General features: G+C 33.3%; 19 protein-coding genes. 5 read left to right on the forward strand and 14 right to left on the reverse strand.

Annotated features, from left to right (window positions below):
- The first annotated feature begins 22 nt into the window (after positions 1-22).
- Genes LNP19_RS13725 through LNP19_RS13735 form a run of 3 tightly spaced genes read left to right on the forward strand, consistent with a single transcriptional unit; the run spans position 23 to position 2,561 of the window.
- On the forward strand, positions 23-859 hold the full coding sequence (locus LNP19_RS13725) for an ion transporter (RefSeq protein WP_230062463.1): 837 nt from the start codon (positions 23-25) through the stop codon (positions 857-859).
- Between the two features lies 1 nt (position 860).
- On the forward strand, positions 861-1,778 hold the full coding sequence (miaA, locus tag LNP19_RS13730; protein WP_230062464.1) for a tRNA (adenosine(37)-N6)-dimethylallyltransferase MiaA: 918 nt from the start codon (positions 861-863) through the stop codon (positions 1,776-1,778).
- A gap of 42 nt (positions 1,779-1,820) precedes the next feature.
- A complete protein-coding gene (locus LNP19_RS13735; protein ID WP_230062465.1) occupies positions 1,821-2,561 on the forward strand; it encodes an acyl-[acyl-carrier-protein] thioesterase in 741 nt (246 codons plus the stop codon).
- Positions 2,562-2,606: 45 nt separating this feature from the next.
- Here LNP19_RS13735 and LNP19_RS13740 read toward each other — a convergent pair whose 3' ends face one another.
- The 12 genes from LNP19_RS13740 to LNP19_RS13795 form a co-directional block, all read right to left on the reverse strand.
- Complete coding sequence (locus LNP19_RS13740) at positions 2,607-3,317, reverse strand: response regulator transcription factor (RefSeq protein WP_072944664.1); 711 nt, start codon at positions 3,315-3,317, stop codon at positions 2,607-2,609.
- Positions 3,318-3,320: 3 nt separating this feature from the next.
- A complete protein-coding gene (locus tag LNP19_RS13745; protein WP_230062466.1) occupies positions 3,321-4,904 on the reverse strand; it encodes a sensor histidine kinase in 1,584 nt (527 codons plus the stop codon).
- A gap of 59 nt (positions 4,905-4,963) precedes the next feature.
- Positions 4,964-5,560 carry a dephospho-CoA kinase gene (coaE, locus tag LNP19_RS13750; protein ID WP_230062467.1) on the reverse strand — a complete coding sequence of 199 codons (597 nt, stop codon included), beginning with the start codon at positions 5,558-5,560 and terminating at the stop codon, positions 4,964-4,966.
- Position 5,561: 1 nt separating this feature from the next.
- A complete protein-coding gene (locus LNP19_RS13755; protein WP_230062468.1) occupies positions 5,562-6,560 on the reverse strand; it encodes a glycosyltransferase family 2 protein in 999 nt (332 codons plus the stop codon).
- Positions 6,561-6,706: 146 nt separating this feature from the next.
- The gene (gene fabV, locus LNP19_RS13760; protein WP_230062469.1) at positions 6,707-7,897 is read right to left on the reverse strand and encodes an enoyl-ACP reductase FabV; all 1,191 of its coding nucleotides are present in this window, start codon (positions 7,895-7,897) and stop codon (positions 6,707-6,709) included.
- A 104-nt stretch (positions 7,898-8,001) separates the two neighbouring features.
- Positions 8,002-9,654, reverse strand: a complete 1,653-nt coding sequence (gene recN / locus LNP19_RS13765) for a DNA repair protein RecN (RefSeq protein WP_230062470.1) — start codon at positions 9,652-9,654, stop codon at positions 8,002-8,004.
- 55 nt (positions 9,655-9,709) lie between these two features.
- The gene (gene porD, locus LNP19_RS13770; protein ID WP_230062471.1) at positions 9,710-10,594 is read right to left on the reverse strand and encodes a type IX secretion system protein PorD; all 885 of its coding nucleotides are present in this window, start codon (positions 10,592-10,594) and stop codon (positions 9,710-9,712) included.
- A complete protein-coding gene (coaBC, locus tag LNP19_RS13775; RefSeq protein WP_230062472.1) occupies positions 10,587-11,798 on the reverse strand; it encodes a bifunctional phosphopantothenoylcysteine decarboxylase/phosphopantothenate--cysteine ligase CoaBC in 1,212 nt (403 codons plus the stop codon). Before coaBC ends, porD begins: the two co-directional genes overlap by 8 nt.
- Before the next feature lie 7 nt (positions 11,799-11,805).
- Complete coding sequence (locus LNP19_RS13780) at positions 11,806-12,123, reverse strand: DNA-directed RNA polymerase subunit omega (RefSeq protein ID WP_026709525.1); 318 nt, start codon at positions 12,121-12,123, stop codon at positions 11,806-11,808.
- 8 nt (positions 12,124-12,131) lie between these two features.
- Positions 12,132-12,926, reverse strand: a complete 795-nt coding sequence (locus LNP19_RS13785) for an outer membrane protein assembly factor BamD (protein ID WP_230062473.1) — start codon at positions 12,924-12,926, stop codon at positions 12,132-12,134.
- Between the two features lie 130 nt (positions 12,927-13,056).
- On the reverse strand, positions 13,057-13,944 hold the full coding sequence (gene dapA / locus LNP19_RS13790; protein ID WP_230062474.1) for a 4-hydroxy-tetrahydrodipicolinate synthase: 888 nt from the start codon (positions 13,942-13,944) through the stop codon (positions 13,057-13,059).
- A gap of 5 nt (positions 13,945-13,949) precedes the next feature.
- The gene (locus LNP19_RS13795) at positions 13,950-14,471 is read right to left on the reverse strand and encodes a DUF6913 domain-containing protein (protein WP_230062475.1); all 522 of its coding nucleotides are present in this window, start codon (positions 14,469-14,471) and stop codon (positions 13,950-13,952) included.
- A gap of 47 nt (positions 14,472-14,518) precedes the next feature.
- Here LNP19_RS13795 and LNP19_RS13800 point away from each other — a divergent pair, with 47 nt between their 5' ends.
- Positions 14,519-15,298: a 5'-nucleotidase C-terminal domain-containing protein gene (locus tag LNP19_RS13800; RefSeq protein ID WP_230062476.1), complete on the forward strand. Its 780-nt coding sequence runs from the start codon at positions 14,519-14,521 to the stop codon at positions 15,296-15,298.
- Between the two features lie 120 nt (positions 15,299-15,418).
- The gene (locus tag LNP19_RS13805) at positions 15,419-16,330 is read left to right on the forward strand and encodes a bifunctional metallophosphatase/5'-nucleotidase (RefSeq protein ID WP_230062477.1); all 912 of its coding nucleotides are present in this window, start codon (positions 15,419-15,421) and stop codon (positions 16,328-16,330) included.
- Here the strand turns inward: LNP19_RS13805 and LNP19_RS13810 are convergent.
- Complete coding sequence (locus tag LNP19_RS13810; protein WP_230062478.1) at positions 16,316-17,032, reverse strand: hypothetical protein; 717 nt, start codon at positions 17,030-17,032, stop codon at positions 16,316-16,318. The two genes, LNP19_RS13805 and LNP19_RS13810, sit on opposite strands and share 15 nt — an antisense overlap.
- A gap of 18 nt (positions 17,033-17,050) precedes the next feature.
- Positions 17,051-19,048, reverse strand: a complete 1,998-nt coding sequence (gene ligA / locus LNP19_RS13815; protein WP_230062479.1) for an NAD-dependent DNA ligase LigA — start codon at positions 19,046-19,048, stop codon at positions 17,051-17,053.
- Positions 19,049-19,107 lie beyond the last annotated feature (59 nt).

Genomic DNA, 19,107 nt, shown 5'->3' on the forward strand with positions numbered 1-19,107 from the left:
CATCTAAAAGTCTCCATTGCTTATGCCTGAATTAAAATCAAAATATGCCCGTTTTAGGCAAAAAGTAAACATAGTAATCTATGGAACAAGCACCAAAGCGGGGCGATTATTTGATTTAATCCTTCTGGGGCTTATTCTATTGAGTGTCTTTTTAGTGATGATGGATACCGTTGCCGGATTTAACCAAAAATACCATTATTACCTAGTACTTCTGGAGTGGATTATCACCGGATTATTTACCATTGAATACATTTTAAGAATCATTTCAATCAACAAACCCTTCAAATACATTTTTAGTTTTTATGGTATTGTAGATTTTCTGGCCATTGTTCCAATGTATTTGTCTTTTTTCGTAGTTGGAAGCAGCATCTTATCGGTTATTCGTTCTTTGAGATTATTACGGTTATTTAAAATTTTAAACCATCCACAGTTTACAGGTCATTACTTTCAATTAAAGCAAGCAATTCATGCCAGTAAGGGAAAAATAGCGGTTTTTATCTACTTTGTCCTTATCAGTACCATAATTATTGGTTCATTAATGTATGTTGTTGAAGGTAAGCAAAGTGGTTTCACTAGTATTCCAATGAGTATTTATTGGACAATTGTAACCTTGACCACCGTTGGCTACGGAGATATTTCTCCTGCAACGCCACTAGGACAGTTTATTGCCTCATTTGTAATGATATTGGGATACGGGATCATTGCCGTTCCCACAGGAATTGTTACTGCCGAAATAGCAAAAAAAACAAATCCTAAAAATTCAAATCCTAAAACCCCATGTAGTGAATGTGGCGCGGAAGATTATCCGGATAATGCCAATTTTTGCCATCATTGTGGACATTCATTAGAAAAAAATTAAAATGAAATACCTAATTACCATAATCGGACCAACAGCTATCGGGAAAACATCCTTAAGTATTCTGCTGGCAAATCATTTTAATTGCGAAATTATTTCTTGCGACAGCAGACAATTTTTCAAGGAAATGACTATTGGTACCGCGGTTCCAAATGCAAATGAATTAGCGGCTGTTCCGCACCATTTTATCCAGAACAAATCCATTTTCGAGAATTATACCGTTGGAGATTTTGAAAAAGAAGCAATTGCAAAGATTGAACAATTGTTCGAAACAAATAATTATGTTGTTCTTGTAGGAGGTTCCGGACTGTATGTCAACGCCATTTTAAAAGGATTTGATGAATTTCCGGAAATTGACCCTTCGGTTCGTACAAATGTAAATACCAATTATGAAAAACTTGGAATTGCCTATTTACAAGAACAATTAAAAAACCTTGATCCTGCTTATTTTGAGAAAATAACTACCGAAAATCCACAAACTTTACAAAATCCACAGCGCATGATGCGATTTGTAGAAGTTTGCATTGGCTCAAGAAAACCCTATTCGTCTTTTTTAAACCAAAAAAAGAATGAACGCAACTTCACTCCGATTCTTATTGGACTTGAAGCTGATAGAAATGTAATGTACAACAGAATAAACCAGCGTGTGGATATTATGATGAACGAAGGCTTGCTCCAAGAAGCTAAAAAATTATACTCAAACAAAGACCTAAACGCGTTACAAACGGTGGGTTATAGAGAACTTTTCAGTTATTTCGACAACGAATTCTCTTTGGAATTTGCCATCGAAGAAATCAAGAAAAATACAAGGCGTTTTGCAAAACGGCAACTTACCTGGTTCAAACGTGATGAAAACACAAAATGGTTTGATTTTGAAACTCCTTTTGAGAAAATTATCGAATATATCAATTCAAAAAAATAGACCTTAATTTTAAATTTAAAAAAAACTAATTCTAAAATTCACATGCCAATAGCTTCAAATTTCACCTCAGTTCTAAGTAAAGATTGGGAAATCAATTTCACCCAATGCATGCCCAACGGTTACTTAAAATACACGGATTTGTGCAATATTTTACAATTGACTGCAGCAGCACATTCTGATCTGGGTGGAATCAGTTTTACGGATATGCAGGAATTTGATCAGGCTTGGGTTTTGAGTAGAATGCGTGTAGAAATTACAGAATTACCGCAGTGGAGAGACATTGTAACAGTAAAAACATGGATCATTAGTTTAGAAAATTCCCGTTCGGTGCGTGCTTTGGAAGTGTATCTCAATGGAAATAAAATTGTGGGTTCGGAGACTTTTTGGGCAGTTTTCAATACTAAAAAACGTCGTCCGGAACCCTTAGCTTTGCCTTATAAACATTTTGAATTGTATCCTGATACTAAAGCTACACAAGAAAATTTTTCTAAAATAACGATAAATCCAGAAAAAGAAATTGTCTTTGAAAAAACAGTTTTTTTATCCGATTTAGACATTGTAAATCATGTTAATAATGTAAAATACTTGGAGTGGTGTATGGATCATGTGGATCCTAAAATGATTTTAGCACAAAAACTGGAAAGCTTTGAAATGAATTTTATGAAGGAACTTTCATTACTCGATAAAGTTGTAATACATGAAAATATTTCCGAAAAATTGGCTGTATTTAGCATAACCAAAGAAGATAAAAACTGTTTTGCTTTACAACTCAATTGGAAATAAAAACCATAAAAAAAGGCTCCGATTTCTCGGAGCCTTTTTTTATTCTTATACTTTATTCTTAACTACCAATCTGAAACCTTCCCCATGAATGTTAAGAATTTCTACATCCTCATCTAGTTTTAGGTATTTTCTAAGTTTGGCAATATACACATCCATACTTCTGGAAGTGAAATAGTTGTCATCTCTCCATATTTTTGTCAAAGCTAATTCTCTTGGCATTAAATCGTTCTCGTGTAGAATTAACATTTTCAATAATTCATTTTCTTTTGGAGATAACTTAATGGGTTCCTGACCGTCAAAAGAAAGGAAACGCAATTTTGAGTTTAGGTGAAACTTACCAATATTAAATTCGTGTTGTACCTGCTCGGTTTTAGAATCCGAAGATTTTCTTTGAATAATGGCTTTAATTTTCATTAACAAAACTTCTGAATCAAAAGGCTTGTTCAAATAGTCATCAGCTCCCGCTTTATAACCTTTTAACACATCCTCTTTCATTGATTTTGCAGTCAAAAAGATAATTGGAACTTCGCTATTTTTTTCTCTTATTTCTTTAGCTAATGTGTATCCATCTTTATAAGGCATCATCACATCCAAAATACATAAATCGTATGAATCTTTTTTGAATTTTTCAAAACCTTCCATACCATTTTTGGCAAGAGTGACATCAAAATCATTCAACATTAAATAATCTTTTAGCACAGCGCCAAAATTCAGATCATCCTCTACTAAAAGTATTTTTTTATTTAAATTTTCCATATTCTAATTTATTAGTGGTATTTTAATTATGAAGGTACTTCCCTTTCCTTTTTCACTTTCTACATATACTTGACCATTGTGGTCTTCTACAATTCTTTTTACATAAGCTAAACCTAAACCATGTCCCTTCACGTTATGCAAATCACCGGTATGCTCTCTATAGAATTTCTCAAACACTCTTTTTTGAGCTACTTTACTCATTCCTAAACCTTGATCTTTCACTTTAATAAGAATCATATCCTTAATATTTTCAGTAAAAACATCAATTTCAGGAACATCAGGAGAATATTTAATAGCATTCTCTAAGACATTCACAATAACATTTGTAAAATGCACTTCATTTATCAAAACTGTAGTTCTGGCTGCATTAAAATGAGTTGTAATCCTACCTTGTCTATCTTCTAATATTAAGTTAACATGCTCGATAGCATCATTTATTACCTCTACTACATCACTTGATTCCTTATCAATATCAAGCTCTTTTTTCTCTAATTTAGAAATTCTTAAAACATTTTCAACCTGAGCATGCATTCGTTTATTTTCGTCTCGAATCATCTGCAAGTACTTAAAAACCTTTTCTTTATCTTCAATTATTTTTGGGTTTTTTATCGCATCTAAAGCTAGATTTATTGTCGCAATAGGTGTTTTAAACTCATGAGTCATATTATTGATGAAATCCGTTTTAATTTCATCAATATGACGTTGTCGTATCAATTGATTCAAAGCACTCGAATAGGCAATGATAATAATTAACGTAAAAATAATTGAAAGAACGGTTATGCTTACTAATTCCGACAATAAGAACTTTTTCTTGTGTGGAAATGTTACTAATAACTGATACTTACTGTTTCCCTCATTATCTGCAAAAATCTGAATGGGATAAGTTGCTTCTTTATCATAAACAAAATCTTTCGATTTAATTTTTGTCGCTAAACCATTGCTATAAACTGCAAATTCAAACTTTGTTTTAACTCCATATTCCTCGAGCTCATTCTTCAATAACTTTTGCAGGACTTCATTTGACACCCTATCTTCAAGAGGAGTAGCAGAGGCAATATCCTTGTACGAAATCTCATACTGAACTTTATCTAAAACATCTAAATTCCCTGACTTTTCTATTGTAATATCAGGAAGTAAGCTTTGCTGGAGATTAGATTTATCAATCGTGTTGTTATTATAAATTTCGGTTACTCTTTTAGAACTAAAATTTTTAAACCTTTCGTTGTTAAATTTTTTATTAAACAATGAAGACGAAATATCATAATCCTCGGCTATAATACTGTTAGAATATACAATTGTTTTATTAGTTTTAGTATTCCTTTGAACATAATAAAACTCGAGTAAATCTTCCTTTTTAGGATCTTTTCCTGTACTGTCCTTAAGTTTATTGTACTTATCATAAAAACTATAAGCCTCTTTCTTTTGAAGCTTATCAGCTACATTTCCTATAACTTGTTTTACATGAAATTTAAATTGCTCATCATTATTTTTAAATGAGGAATTAAACCAATACACCTGAACAAGTATTATACCTATCAAAGATAGGCTCATCAATAAAACAAGTAATCTAAAAAAAAATTTATTCATCAGGACAAAATTAACATTTTAACAGTATGAATGATAATGTATTAACCAAAGATTAACATTTAAGACTCGTTTTGCCTAATCTTCAAAATTTTAAGAATTTTTTCTATTTCTATAAGACTTTTTTCAATACTTTCATTTTCAATAACAAAATCACTCTTAGAAATACGTTGTTCATCAGTCCATTGCGCTTCTATTCTTTTTAAAACTTGCTCACGCGAGGTGTTATCTCTTGCTATAACTCTTTGTATCCTTGTTTCTATGGGCGCCGTAACAGTAATTATTGTATCAAAATCCTTGTAACTCCCACTTTCGAATAAAATAGCCGCTTCATAAATTACCGCTGGAAACTCATTATGCTCTAAAATCCATTGCTTAAAATGCTTTTTTACCGCCGGATGAACAATAGCATTCAATTGTTTTAACTTATCTGGATCATTAAAAACAGCTTCGGCCAGTTTTCCTCTATTTAAAATATCATTTTCAAAAAGATCAGCTCCAAATGTTTCTTTGATTGCCTTAACAATTTCATCGGACTTCATCAGTTTCTTTGCCTCCTCATCTGCTATATAGATTGGAATGCCTAAGGATTTAAAATGATTCGCAATTGTAGTTTTACCACTTCCGATGCCACCTGTTAAGCCAATAATTTTAGTCATATTAAATTTTGAAAAATAATTCCGGAAAAGCGGTTTGAGGTTTTTGTTTCAAAATAATAATTTTAACAAATGACTCCATAAAACCGGTTCCATAACCATAAAATTGTTTCCAAACCGCAATCACAGACAGATAACCAATTTTAACACTCTTGTTCTGATAAGATGACACCAAAAACAATACCAAAAAATAGAATAAATACAATTTTAACAAGAAATCAATGGTAAAAATTAGTAATACTACTGCTAAAGCAAATCCTAAGATAAAAAATGAGGGAAAAAAGAAAGTTAACTTATTGTATTTAGGATACCAATTATTCAATATTGGTCTTGCTTTTCCAAATTTATTTACCTGAACAGAAAATTTATCCCAATCAATTCTTCTTTTATGGTATACAAACGCTTTTGAAAAAAGCTTCGTTTCAAAACCTAAGTTCCATAATCGAATTGATAAATCAGGATCTTCTCCAGGATGAATATTACCAAAACCGTTTGATGCTTCGAAAGCTTTTCTGGAAATCCCCATATTAAAACTTCTGGGTTGGAATTTATCAATTTTCTCCGAACCTCCACGAATTCCGCCCGTAGTAAGAAAAGAAGTCATTGCAAAATTGATTGCTTTTTGAATATCTGAAAAGCTATCCAAAGCCTTATCAGGCCCTCCAAAACAATCTACATAATTCTCTTTTAACGCCTTATCGACTTCCGTCAAATATTGCGAGGGAATAATACAGTCAGAATCGAAAATAATAAAGTAATCTCCTTTGGCTTTTTTCATTCCAAAATTTCTGGAATCTCCCGGGCCGGAATTCTCTTTGAAATAATACGAAATAGACAATTTACTTTCATATTTTCGCACCTCGTCCTCACATCTGACAGAGGAACCATCCTCTACAATTACGATTTCAAAATTCTCTTTATAATCTGATTTTGAAAGACTTTCTAAAAGTTCATCCACTTCATCGGGACGGTTATAAACTGGGATAATCAAAGAAAAAAACATATTCTTGAATGAGGTATTAATTATACGATTAAGGACGAAATTTTAACAAAGATAAACTTTAATCCACAAAAAAACCACCAATAAATAGTTGGTGGTTTTAAGAAATATTTGAATTATTTCAGTATTTATTTCACTGCGTTTTTGAATTAAGCAATACTAGAAACATTTACCATTTCAGTTGTATCGGCTTTATAATCCACTCCTTCGAAATCAAAACCAAAAAGGTTGTAAAAATCTTTTCTGTAACCTTCTAAATCTCCAATTTCTTCTAAATTTTCAGTAACAGCCTGCTCCCATAATTTAGCTACTTTTTCCTGAACATCTGCACGCATTTCCCAATCATCAATACGAATTCTACCTTTTTCATCTGTAGGAACATCTGAACCGGTGTACAATCTTTCTTGGTATAAACGCTGGATTTGTTCAATACAACCTTCATGAATTCCTTCTTCTTTCATGATTTTATACAATAAAGAAATATACAAAGGAATAACCGGAATAGCTGAACTTGCTTGCGTTACTAATGCTTTATTTACAGAAACATAGGCTTTACCATTAATATCTTCTAAGCTATCAGTGATAGTAAAAGCAGTCGCTTCCAGATGGTCTTTGGCGCGACCGATAGTTCCTTTTCTATAAACTGCCTCAGTCAATGATGGCCCAATATAAGAATAAGCAACTGTTGTAGCTCCAGGAGCTAATAAATTCTCTGCTTTCAAAGCATCAATCCACATAGCCCAATCTTCACCGCCCATTACAGCAACCGTATTTTCAATATCGTCACCACTGCAAGGCTCAATTGATACTTCTGAAACTTTTCCCGAATGAAAATCTACTGTTTTATTTGTAAAAGTACTACCAATAGGTTTCAACACTGAACGATGCAAAACTCCAGTAACTGGGTGCAAACGCACAGGAGAAGCCAAACTATAGATGACCAAATCTACTTGACCTAAGTCTTTTTTAATAAGATCTAATGTTTGTTGCTTCACTTCATTTGAAAAAGCATCTCCATTGATACTCTTAGCATACAAACCTGCTTTATGCGCTTCATTTTCAAAAGCAGCAGAATTGTACCATCCCGGTGAAGCTGTTTTTCCTTCCAAAGGTGGTTTTTCAAAAAATACACCAATACTTGCTGCACCTGAACCAAAAGCACTCGTTATTCTGGATGCCAAACCAAATCCGGTTGAAGCTCCAATTACTAATACCTTTTTAGCACCTTCAATAGCGCCTTTGGATTTTATATATTCAATTTGATTTTTAACATTTTGTTCGCATCCTTTTGGGTGGGCTGTCAAACAAATAAATCCTCTCATTCTAGGTTCTATGATCATAATCTAAAAATATTTTATATTTTTTTAATGTAAAAAAGTAAAAAAAACAATTGTTTTTATAAAGTAAAATCTATCATTTCAATGGGCAAATATAGGGCATTTTTTTAGTTCAACAAGGCTTTTGCGTGATTTAAGGCCGAATCAGAAACGATAGTTCCCGATAGCATTTGTGCAATTTCAACAACCCTTTCTTCCTCCGTTAATAGCTTTAACTCTGATTGGGTCTCTTCTCCAACAGTGGATTTAAAAACTTTAAAATGAGCATCACCCTTGGCTGCAATTTGCGGCAAATGTGTAATGGCAAAGATTTGCATTTTCAGACTCATCTCCTTCATGATTTCTCCCATTTTTATGGCAATTTCGCCGGAAACTCCCGTGTCAATTTCATCAAAAATCAAAGTTGGAAGTTTAGAATACTGCGCTAATATTGCTTTGACTGCCAGCATGATTCTGGACATTTCTCCGCCAGAAGCTACCTTTTTAAGCAAACCAAAATCAGTTCCTTTATTAGCCGAAAACAAGAATTGCAATTCATCTTTTCCGTTTGCAAAATAAGTTGCTGTCTTGTTAACTTCAATATTAAAACGAACATTAGGCATTCCTAAAGTTTCTAAAATACTGATTAGTTTTTGAGATAATATTGGAATCGAAACTAATCTCTTTTGATGAATAGCTTCTGCTAATCCATCTAATTGTTCGGATTTTTGCTCTATTGAAGTAGTCAATTCAGCAATTTCGCCATCTAAATTACCCAATTCAAAAACCGAATCTTCTAATTTAGCTTGAATTTCCAATAATTCATCAACAGACGAAACCTGATGCTTTTTCTGCAAATTAAAAATGAGCTGTAGTTTTTGGCTAATTAAATCCAATTGTTCCGGATCATTGATCAGCTTCTCTGAACATCGATTAAGCTCATCGGCAATATCTTCAAATTCTATTTGCAAACTCGTTATTCTTTCTAATTGAGAAGAATATTCGGGCGAAAAGGAAGCAATCTTTTGCAAGGATGCTTTAATCTCTTTTAGGTTGTGCGAAACCCCTATTTGTTCTTCATTGGCAATAGCCAAAGATCTATCGATGGCTTCTTTGATGATCTCAACATTATTCAATTTTTCAAAATCAGCTTCCAGAATTTCCTGTTCACCGGATTTCAATTGCGCTTCAACCAATTCATTTAAAACAAAAGTGTTGTATTCCTGCTCTTTTGCAGATTCACTTTGCTTTTTAATCAAGGAATTTAATTTGGTTTTATCGGATTTATAACTTTTTAAAACCGATTGATATGCGACCATATCTCTTTGTACATCAGCAATAGCATCTATAATTTCAAACTGCACATTTTCATCAGAAAGCTCTTGTGTTTGCTGTTGCGAGTGAATATCAATCAAAAAAAGACCTAATTCCTGAAGTTCCTGAAGATTTACAGGACTATCATTAATAAAAGCTCTCGATTTCCCCGAAGGAAGAATTTCCCGTCTGATGATAGTATCCTCTTCATAATCCAGATCATTTGCTTCAAAAAATGCTTCTAAATTGTATTTGGAGATTTCAAACTGTGCTTCTATGATACACTTTTCTTCTTTATTTTTTAGAGAAGTTAAGTCGGCTCTTTTTCCCAAAACCAATCCTAAAGCTCCTAAAATAATTGATTTACCCGCACCGGTTTCTCCCGTAATAATTGAAAATCCTTTAGAGAAATCTATGCTTAATTTTTCTATTAAGGCATAGTTTTTTATCGATAGATTGGTTATCATTTATTGTGTTTTTATTATGAAGATATAAATTTATTGAAAAACCAGCGAGATTAATTTAATATTTAATTAATTCCCATTTGCTGGAATTCAGAGGAGATGTTTTATTCAAACTATCTATTAAATCCGAAACGGTAATACTAGGTCCTCCTGAAAAAATGGAAAGAATTTCGTCTGATTTGGCATCCAAAAAGACACGAGTTAAAAAAGCGTTGGGCTTCGAAGAATTCAGTTTACCTAAATTCAACAAGGAAGTTTTGATTTTCTCTTTTGCCTCCTTTAAGTCTTTAGACATGGTATCTAAACCGGAATGATAATCAAATGTAGTTTTACGTACGGCAGAAAAAGTAGGAGAAAGCATGTCGTTGATAAGGAAATAACGGTTTTGGTTTCCATCAATCTGACTCCAACCTTTAGAACCGCCTTGCTGAGCTACATTGGCAATGTTTTGTGCTATCTCAAAATTTGGATCACCTCCTTCAAGTGCAAACGTATCTTCGTCCATTCCTAAAATTATATAGCTATAGAAAGAAATCACCGAAACAAGATTGGATTCAAAAACAGTAGGATTGAAAACTAAATTCTCGAATTCCGTATATTGAAAATTAAAATCTTTGTCATTGTAATTCAATACAGGCGTAGCATAAGAAGAATTATATATAGGCCTTGAAGATTGTACCTGAATAGAAGCCGAAAATTGATCTGAACTATTTGATAAAATGGTGATATACATCGAGCAATTTATCTTTTCGTTTTGACTGTAGCTTTGATTAGTCCAAGCCGTTTTATTGACAAATTCATTCAACGAAGTTTCTAAAGTTTTAAAAACTTGTTGATTAGCATTACTTAATTTTTGAGAATTTACCGTTACTGTACAATTTAGCTGTTGGGCTTGTGTAAGTCCAAATGCAAATAGTAAAAAAAAAGTAATTATCTTATTCATTAAAATAGGCTATAACTTTATTTAATATATCATCAGCAACCGCTTCCTTTGATTTCAATTCTTTAGGCTCAATCTGGAACGCCTTATCGATTAAGGTAACCTTATTCGTTGGTTTTCCAAAACCGGCTCCTGCATCCTGTAAAGAATTTAAAACTATCAAATCTAAGTTTTTTTTCTGGATTTTAGCCTTTGCATTTTCAATTTCATTTTCTGTCTCCAAAGCAAAGCCAATTAAAAACTGATTTTTCTTCTTTTCCCCCAAGGAAGCTAAGATATCTTTGGTTTTCTCGAGCTCAATAACAAAATTATCAGCCGCTTTTTTAATTTTTTGAGCCGCTACATTCTTTGGCCTGTAATCAGCAACCGCTGCTGCTGCAATTCCTACATCAACTTCGTCAAAATACTGATGACAAGCTTCAAACATTTCCTGAGCCGAAACCACATTAACAACTTCAATCAAAGAATGGCTTAGTTTTAGACTTGTAGGTCCAGCCACCAAAATTACCTTGGCACCTAAGTTTGCAGCGCTAATTGCAATATCAAAGCCCATCTTACCCGAAGAATGATTTCCTATAAAACGCACAGGATCTATTGCTTCGTATGTGGGTCCGGCAGTAATTAATATTTTTTTTCCTTTTAGAGGTAATTTACTTTCTAAATCAGCTTCTAAAAAAGCAATTATATTTTCGGGTTCAGCCATTCTTCCTTCACCAGAAAGACCGCTGGCCAATTCACCGCTTTCAGCAGGAATTAGGGTATTTCCAAATTCTTGCAGAGTTTTGAAACTTGCTATTGTAGAAGGATGTTTGTACATATCTAAATCCATTGCCGGAGCAAAATAGACAGGACATTTAGCCGATAAATAAGTTGCTATAAGAAGGTTGTCACAATTACCATTTGCCATTTTAGACAAGGTGTTTGCTGTTGCGGGCGCAATAATCATCATATCGGCCCAAAGCCCTAATTCTACATGATTATTCCATTGTTCATTCTCTTCATCTTGATTGAAAAAAGTAGAATGCACCGGATTTTTAGAAAGGGTAGATAAGGTAAGTGGAGTTACAAAATCCTTAGAAGCAGGTGTCATTATCACTTGGACATGTGCACCTGCTTTTATGAAAAGTCGTACTAATGACGCTGTTTTATAGGCGGCAATTCCGCCAGAAATTCCCAGCAAAATTTTCTTACCGCTTAAAACTGACATTGTAGTATTATTTGTTTGAATCTCTATGATAGATTTTACCGTCTAACCATTCTTGAACTGCTAACGCATGTGGTTTTGGTAATTTTTCATAGAATTTTGAAACTTCGATTTGTTCTTTATTTTCAAAAACTTCTTCAAGACTGTCATTGTATGTAGCAAATTCTTCTAATTTCTCAGTCAATTCTTTTTTGATTTCAGAGTTGATTTGGTTTGCTCTTTTAGCCATAATGGTTATCGCTTCATATACATTACCAGTAGGCTCTTCAATAACTGTTTTATTGTAAGTTATTGTATTTACTGGAGCATTCGTCTTTTTTAAATCCATGACTTTATTTATTTAGTAAAATTTTGTAAATCTTTTTCAACACGAACTAACATTTCGTCCGCCTTCTCTTTGTATTTTGTATTGGCATCAAACTTCATCAAATTTGAATAGGCTGTTTTAGCAACATTCAATCGTTCTTCCATTTTAGAAGGAATACTATTAATGGCTAATAAATAAGCGGAATCAAATCTATAAAACAAGGCATCTTCTTTGAATGGTGTTCCCGGATAATCTGCAATAAAATTATCTAAAGCTACCAAAGCGGCTTTATAATCAGAAATCGTGTGGTACCCTTTAGCGTTTTCAAAAACCTTTTTCTCAATTTTTTGCGACAACACTTTTACCGCTTCATTGGCTTCCGCCAAGTATTGAGAGTTAGGAAATCTATCAATAAAAGATTGCAATTTTTCTATCCCTTTAAAAGTATCCGTTTGATCTAAGCTATATACTGGAGAAAGCATAGAATAACTTTTAGCCCCTAAATAAGCTGCTTCTTCTATTTTCTCACTTTTAGGATATCCTGAAACAAAACTTTCAAACTGATAACCTGCTAAATAATATTGTTTGGTTTTGTAATACGATTGTGCAAACATATAAAACAACTTTTCTGCTTGCGGTTTTCCTCTATAAGCTGGAGCAATTTGTTCAAAAAGGCGAATTGCCTTTGAATACTTCCCCGCTTCATATAAGGTAGTTCCCATCTGAAATTTAGCAGCAACATCTTCGTTTTTCAATGCTTTTTGATATTCACCACAAGAGACAAAAACAACCAAAACAAGCAATAGAGATATAATTTTTTTCATATTTATTTATTTTCTTGATCTACGGGTTACTGATAACCTACAAAAAATCATACCGAAGTTTCGGTGGCAAATTTAGTTATTAATTTAGCTACTACAAAATATTTCTTTAGTTAAAAAAAGACCTACAATTTTATGCTAATTTGTTGATTTTTTTAACAAATTCATGAATCCTAACTGACAAAGATTCGTCTACACTAACCAAAGGCAAACGCACAGTATTATCAGCAATTCCAAGCGATTGAAAAACCTCTTTAATTCCAGCCGGATTCCCTTGCTCAAAAATCATATCAATACTATCTGCCAATAAATACTGTGTTTTAAATGCTTCATCTACTTTTCTATTCAAGCCTAATCGAATCATTTCAGAGAATTCCTTTGGAAAACCTTGCCCAATTACGGATATAACACCTGCCCCTCCTGCCAAAACCATTGGCAAAGCAATCATATCATCTCCAGAAATCACCAGAAATCCTTCAGGCTTGTCTTTCAACAATTGCATCGCTTGTACTATATCCCCCGCCGCTTCTTTGATTGCTACGACATTTTTAAAATCATTAGCCAAGCGTAAAACCGTTTTTGGCAACATATTACTAGATGTTCTTCCCGGAACATTGTATAAAATTACCGGAATAGGCGAAGCTTCTGCTACCGCTTTGAAATGCTGATAAATCCCTTCCTGCGTAGGCTTATTGTAATATGGAGAAACTGAAAGAATAGCAACAAACTGAGACAAATCTCTTATTCTAAGCTCCTCAACAACCTTAAGAGTATTATTTCCTCCCACTCCCAACACCAATGGCAACCTTCCTTTATTGACATCGATTACCGTTTTGATAACCAATTCTTTTTCCTCTTGCGACAAAGTAGCGTTCTCTGCTGTTGTACCTAGAACCACAAGATATTCAATTCCACCGTCGACAGAATAATTAATAATTCTCTCCAAAGCTTCAGTATCTATTGAAAAATCTTTTTTAAAGGGAGTTACTAAAGCAACACCCGTACCTATTAATGACTGCATGTTTATTATCTATTTTGTTTAATTTTCTTTAAATATCGGAATAATTCACCAATAAAAACGTGGTAATTCTCCGTATACGTACTAATCATCAAATGATTTAATCTTTTATCTATGGATGCAAAACCTGCTTTAAATTTTGCATTAGATCGATGCGTGATTAACATTAATATTGGCTTCTCCACATCATAATAACTAATCAGCAAATCAAATTCCTCCTTGATGAAATTATTTACCGCAGCAGCCGTTATCTCTGCATTCCAAGTTAACTCTTTGGAGCTAAAAGCAACTCCCAAATCTGATTCGCTTTTACTTAACTTATCTTTGTAAATTATTATCTTAATATTCTCTTCTAAAATTCCATTACTTACTAACTCTTTGACCAAAGCTTCTTTTTTCAAAAAAAAGCTTTCATCAACAAGCAAACCCACGGTTTTTATGGCACTGACAAGCCTAGTATTTTTTACATCATAAAAAATATTTTTTAATTTTCTTTTTAAGAAAAAACCTTTTATATAATTTAAAAACATACTAATTTTACCGGTTAACAAAATTAATTAATAAAGTCTCATTATAAATGGTAAATCTAAAAAAGTATAACGGTTTTTTAAAACTTTTTGTTATATTCTTAACACTTTTTTTCACTCTTTCCTGCAGTAAACTAACTCTTCAAATTACTAAGATTGAAGAGAAATTGGTTCCCATCACAAACACGGAAAATCAATCATCTGAAATTGAAAACTTTATCAAGCCATACCGAGAACACATTAATAACGATCTAAATGCTACTCTAGCTTATTGTCCCGAAACGCTTGACAAAAGAACAGGAACATGGCAAACTAAAATTGGTAATCTGCTTTCTGATGTAACGCTCGATTTTGGAAATCGCGTATTCAAAAGTAGAGAAAATAAAAACATTGACATTTGCTTACTTAATAATGGCGGAATTCGTTCCGTACTTCCGAAAGGAAATATAACCGCACGAAATGCTTTTGAAATTATGCCTTTTGAAAACAGCCTAGTTGTGATTGCTTTGAAAGGGGAACAAATCAAAGAACTTGTTGATTATTTTATTGCCGAAAAAAAACCACATCCCTTATCTGGAATGTCATTTACAATTGATAAAAACAATATTGCCAAAAGTATCATGATACAAGGAAAACCCCTTAATCCTGAGAAAATTTATTACGTTGCCACCAATGATTATTTATCAAATGGAGGAGACAATATGACTTTCTTTGCCAAAGGACTTCAGAAATTTGACTTAAATTACAAGCTCCGCGATATACTTATTGACTATTTTAAAGAAGTAGACACTATTCCGGCGCCAAATGACATTCGAATTGCAATTGAATAGTTAAAAAATACAGTTTAAAACTTTAATGCCTAGCCCCGATAGCAGTGAAAATCCTTTTTATTTTAAAAAAAAAAAAAAAGATTGTAACGAATAGCGGGAAATAGCTCCAAAAAAACAGCAATGAAAAGAAGAGATTTTATAGAAAAAACAGCCGCTGGAACTGCTTTTGTAGGTTTAGGCTTGTCCATGAGTAGTTTTAAATCTTCGGAAATAAAACAACTAACCATTTTGCATACTAATGACGTTCACAGTTATATTGATCCTTTTCCTGCGGATCATCCAAGAAATCCAAACATGGGAGGTGTTGTAAAAAGAGCCCAATTAATTGAAGCCATTCGAAAAGAAAATTCAAATGTATTGCTGCTTGATGCTGGTGATATTTTTCAAGGTACTCCTTATTTTAATTATTATGGTGGAGAACTGGAATTCAAACTAATGAGTATGATGGGTTACGATGCTTCAACGATAGGAAACCATGACTTTGACAATGGTCTTCAAGGACTGCATGCACAACTTCCCCATGCCAGCTTCGATTTCATTTCGGCCAATTATGATTTTAAAAACACCATTTTAGCTCCTTTTGTAAAACCTTATAAAATTTTCAATAAAAACGGAATTAAAGTTGGCGTATTTGGCCTGGGAGTAGAACTAAGCGGCTTAGTTGACAAAAAAATGTATGAGGAAACAGTATACAATGATCCCGTGGAAACCGCTCAAGATATGGTTCGTATTTTGAAAAAAGAAGAGAAATGCGACCTAGTAATTTGCCTTTCCCATCTTGGTTACAACTATAAAAATGAACCCAATAAAATTTGCGACTTGAAATTGGCCGCAATTACCAAAGACATAGACATGATTATTGGCGGACACACTCACACTTTTTTGGACAAACCAACGATAGTTAAAAATCTTGACGGAAAGGAAGTTTTAGTCAATCAGGTAGGATGTTATGGAATTAACCTTGGCCGAATTGATGTGTTTTTTGATTCAGATAAAAATAAAACACACGGAGGAAGATCAATTGTTGTCTAGTACAGCTTCTTCACTAGTGTTTGCTTTTTCGGTGTCAATAACAAAACGGTAAAAAGCATAATAAACAGTCGCATTCAATACCATCGCCAATGGCCTAAAAACTATTGGCGCTAAATTTAACAGATAATATTTCTCAATAAAAACAATAAAATACTGGGTAACAGACAATAGTCCAAAAATCAAAAACCAAGAACTAATTTTATTGTAATTTATAACATACTCTGACAAGGCAAGTCCTCCTATCAGTGAAATTAGGACATTTTGAATTAGTAAGATCCAATAGCTCTTCACTTGTATTTCATTCGAAATAGATAACAGATACGAAAAAACGAATAAAAAAGGCACAATAGCAATAAATAAAGGAATAAAATCTTTGAGTTTTATCATCCGAACAACATAAGAAATTAACAATAGTCGATGAATTAAAAAGACAAGTAAACCTACAAATAATAAGTTTTCGCTATTTGAAATAAAAAGAAGATTAGTAATCAACGATAAAGTAAGTACGACAAAAAACATGCTTTCTTTTTTCTTAGATGCATTCCAATAAAGAGCCATAATCACGATAGACAATAACGGCTTAAAAATAAAGACTAATAATTTATTCGAAAATAACTCTGCAGTTGCCTCAATGACCATAATGATAAAGAACATTACAGTCAGACATTTCCCAGAATCTACCTCTCTCTTAAATCCCAACATATTTATCGTTTTTTACAATTACGCTAACAACTCCATAAATTCAATTTCAGAAATGATTGGAATATTGAGTTTTCCGGCTTTTTCTAATTTTGCCGGCCCCATGTTATCTCCTGCAACTACATAATCCGTTTTTGTCGAAATTGAACTCCCCACCTTTCCACCATTATCTTCAATGGCTTTTTTTAGATCATCTCTTGAAAACTTCTCAAAAACACCCGAAACCACAAAAACTTTCCCGCTAAGCTTGTCCGTTGCATTTGGATTTATTTTTTCAACAATTTCAAATTGAATTCCATAACTTTTCAATCTATCAACTATAACTCTATTTTGTTCATTATCAAAAAATTCTATTACACTTTGCGCGATTCGCTCCCCTATTTCATCAACCAAAATCAAATCCATCAACGTAGCTTTACTCAGCGTATCAATGTTTTTATAGTGTTTGGCTAATTTTTTGGCAACCGTTTCTCCCACATATCGGATTCCTAGCGCATACAAAACACGTTCAAAAGGAATATTTTTTGAATTTTCAACTCCTTTAACTAAATTTTCGGCTGATTTTTGCGCCATTCTTTCCAAAGGAAGAATTTGATTTACCGTCAATTCATATAAATCGGCATAATTTTGAACCAAACCGTTATTGAATAAAAGCGCCACCGTTTCACCGCCCAGCCCCTCAATGTCCATTGCCTTTCTTGAAATATAATGCTGGATTCTTCCAATAATCTGTGGCGGACAGCCATAAAAATTAGGACAATAATGATTGGCTTCTCCTTCATTTCGCACCAATAAAGTACTGCATTCAGGACAATGTGTTATATATTTTGTAGGTTCTGAATTCTCTGGTCGCTTGCTCAAATCTACTGCAATAATTTTAGGAATAATCTCTCCTCCTTTTTCTACAAAAACAGTATCATCAACGCGAATATCCAGTTTCTCTATTTGATCCGCATTATGTAAAGAGGCGCGTTTCACAATTGTTCCGGCTAATTGCACAGGCTCCAAATTAGCAACTGGCGTAATTGCACCCGTTCTTCCAACCTGATAAGAAATTGAATTTAATTTCGTTGAAACCTGTTCTGATTTGAATTTATAAGCTATAGCCCAGCGGGGCGACTTGGCTGTAAAGCCTAATTCATCCTGATACTGAAAATTATTCACTTTCACCACAACACCGTCTGTTTCATAAGGCAAATTATGTCTGTGCGTATCCCAATGATCAATATATTGAAAAACATCGTCTAAATTTCGAGCCAAATTAGCTTCTTTTGGCACTTTAAAACCCCAATTTCGTGCCGCTTGTAAGCCTTCAAATTGAGAATTGAAAGGCAAATTATTTCCAATCAAAAAATACAACAGACAATCTAGCGGTCTTTTGGCCACTTCAGCACTATCTTGAAGCTTCAAACTTCCAGAAGCCGTATTCCTTGGATTTGAATAAGGAGTCTCCCCAATCTCTATTAATTCCTGATTCATTTTTTCGAAACCGGCAAAAGGCAAAATAATTTCGCCGCGAACATCAAATTTGTCGGGGTAATTCCCTTTCAACTGTAACGGAATCGACTTTATGGTTTTAATATTATTAGTCACATCATCACCTTGAAAGCCATCACCACGAGTAACGGCGCGCTTTAACTTTCCGTTCTCATAAGTTATGCTAATCGAGGCTCCATCGTATTTTAATTCGCAGGTATATTCTAGTGGAACATCTCCTAAAACTTTTTGAATGCGTTTTTCCCAATCGATTAAGTCCTCTTTAGAATAAGAATTATCTAAAGAATACATGCGATGTTCATGCGGAATGGTTTTAAAATTTTTTGTTATTGTCCCACCCACTCTTTGCGTAGGCGAATTTTCATCAAAGTATTCAGGGTACTTATTTTCTAGATCTTGAAGTTGTTTTAATTTTATATCAAACTCATAATCTGATATAACAGGATGATCCAAAACGTAATAATTGTAATTGTGAAGATTGAGTTCTTCTCTTAGTGTTTGGATTGTTTTTTGAATATCCATAAAAATAAAATTGGCTACTTTAGTATTTGAAAATCGTGTACTAAAATAACCAATTTAAA

The organism is Flavobacterium acetivorans, from assembly GCF_020911885.1.
In the GTDB taxonomy this organism is placed as follows: Bacteria; Bacteroidota; Bacteroidia; order Flavobacteriales; family Flavobacteriaceae; genus Flavobacterium; species Flavobacterium acetivorans.

What these genes read in the sequence shown, in the direction of transcription:
- LNP19_RS13725 (WP_230062463.1), top strand. Translation starts at nt 23, where the DNA reads ATGCCTGAATTAAAATCAAAATATGCCCGTTTTAGGCAAAAAGTAAAC.
- miaA (WP_230062464.1), top strand. Translation starts at nt 861, where the DNA reads ATGAAATACCTAATTACCATAATCGGACCAACAGCTATCGGGAAAACA.
- LNP19_RS13735 (WP_230062465.1), top strand. Translation starts at nt 1,821, where the DNA reads ATGCCAATAGCTTCAAATTTCACCTCAGTTCTAAGTAAAGATTGGGAA.
- LNP19_RS13740 (WP_072944664.1), bottom strand. Translation starts at nt 3,317, where the DNA reads ATGGAAAATTTAAATAAAAAAATACTTTTAGTAGAGGATGATCTGAAT.
- LNP19_RS13745 (WP_230062466.1), bottom strand. Translation starts at nt 4,904, where the DNA reads ATGAATAAATTTTTTTTTAGATTACTTGTTTTATTGATGAGCCTATCT.
- coaE (WP_230062467.1), bottom strand. Translation starts at nt 5,560, where the DNA reads ATGACTAAAATTATTGGCTTAACAGGTGGCATCGGAAGTGGTAAAACT.
- LNP19_RS13755 (WP_230062468.1), bottom strand. Translation starts at nt 6,560, where the DNA reads ATGTTTTTTTCTTTGATTATCCCAGTTTATAACCGTCCCGATGAAGTG.
- fabV (WP_230062469.1), bottom strand. Translation starts at nt 7,897, where the DNA reads ATGATCATAGAACCTAGAATGAGAGGATTTATTTGTTTGACAGCCCAC.
- recN (WP_230062470.1), bottom strand. Translation starts at nt 9,654, where the DNA reads ATGATAACCAATCTATCGATAAAAAACTATGCCTTAATAGAAAAATTA.
- porD (WP_230062471.1), bottom strand. Translation starts at nt 10,594, where the DNA reads ATGAATAAGATAATTACTTTTTTTTTACTATTTGCATTTGGACTTACA.
- coaBC (WP_230062472.1), bottom strand. Translation starts at nt 11,798, where the DNA reads ATGTCAGTTTTAAGCGGTAAGAAAATTTTGCTGGGAATTTCTGGCGGA.
- LNP19_RS13780 (WP_026709525.1), bottom strand. Translation starts at nt 12,123, where the DNA reads ATGGATTTAAAAAAGACGAATGCTCCAGTAAATACAATAACTTACAAT.
- LNP19_RS13785 (WP_230062473.1), bottom strand. Translation starts at nt 12,926, where the DNA reads ATGAAAAAAATTATATCTCTATTGCTTGTTTTGGTTGTTTTTGTCTCT.
- dapA (WP_230062474.1), bottom strand. Translation starts at nt 13,944, where the DNA reads ATGCAGTCATTAATAGGTACGGGTGTTGCTTTAGTAACTCCCTTTAAA.
- LNP19_RS13795 (WP_230062475.1), bottom strand. Translation starts at nt 14,471, where the DNA reads ATGTTTTTAAATTATATAAAAGGTTTTTTCTTAAAAAGAAAATTAAAA.
- LNP19_RS13800 (WP_230062476.1), top strand. Translation starts at nt 14,519, where the DNA reads ATGGTAAATCTAAAAAAGTATAACGGTTTTTTAAAACTTTTTGTTATA.
- LNP19_RS13805 (WP_230062477.1), top strand. Translation starts at nt 15,419, where the DNA reads ATGAAAAGAAGAGATTTTATAGAAAAAACAGCCGCTGGAACTGCTTTT.
- LNP19_RS13810 (WP_230062478.1), bottom strand. Translation starts at nt 17,032, where the DNA reads ATGTTGGGATTTAAGAGAGAGGTAGATTCTGGGAAATGTCTGACTGTA.
- ligA (WP_230062479.1), bottom strand. Translation starts at nt 19,048, where the DNA reads ATGGATATTCAAAAAACAATCCAAACACTAAGAGAAGAACTCAATCTT.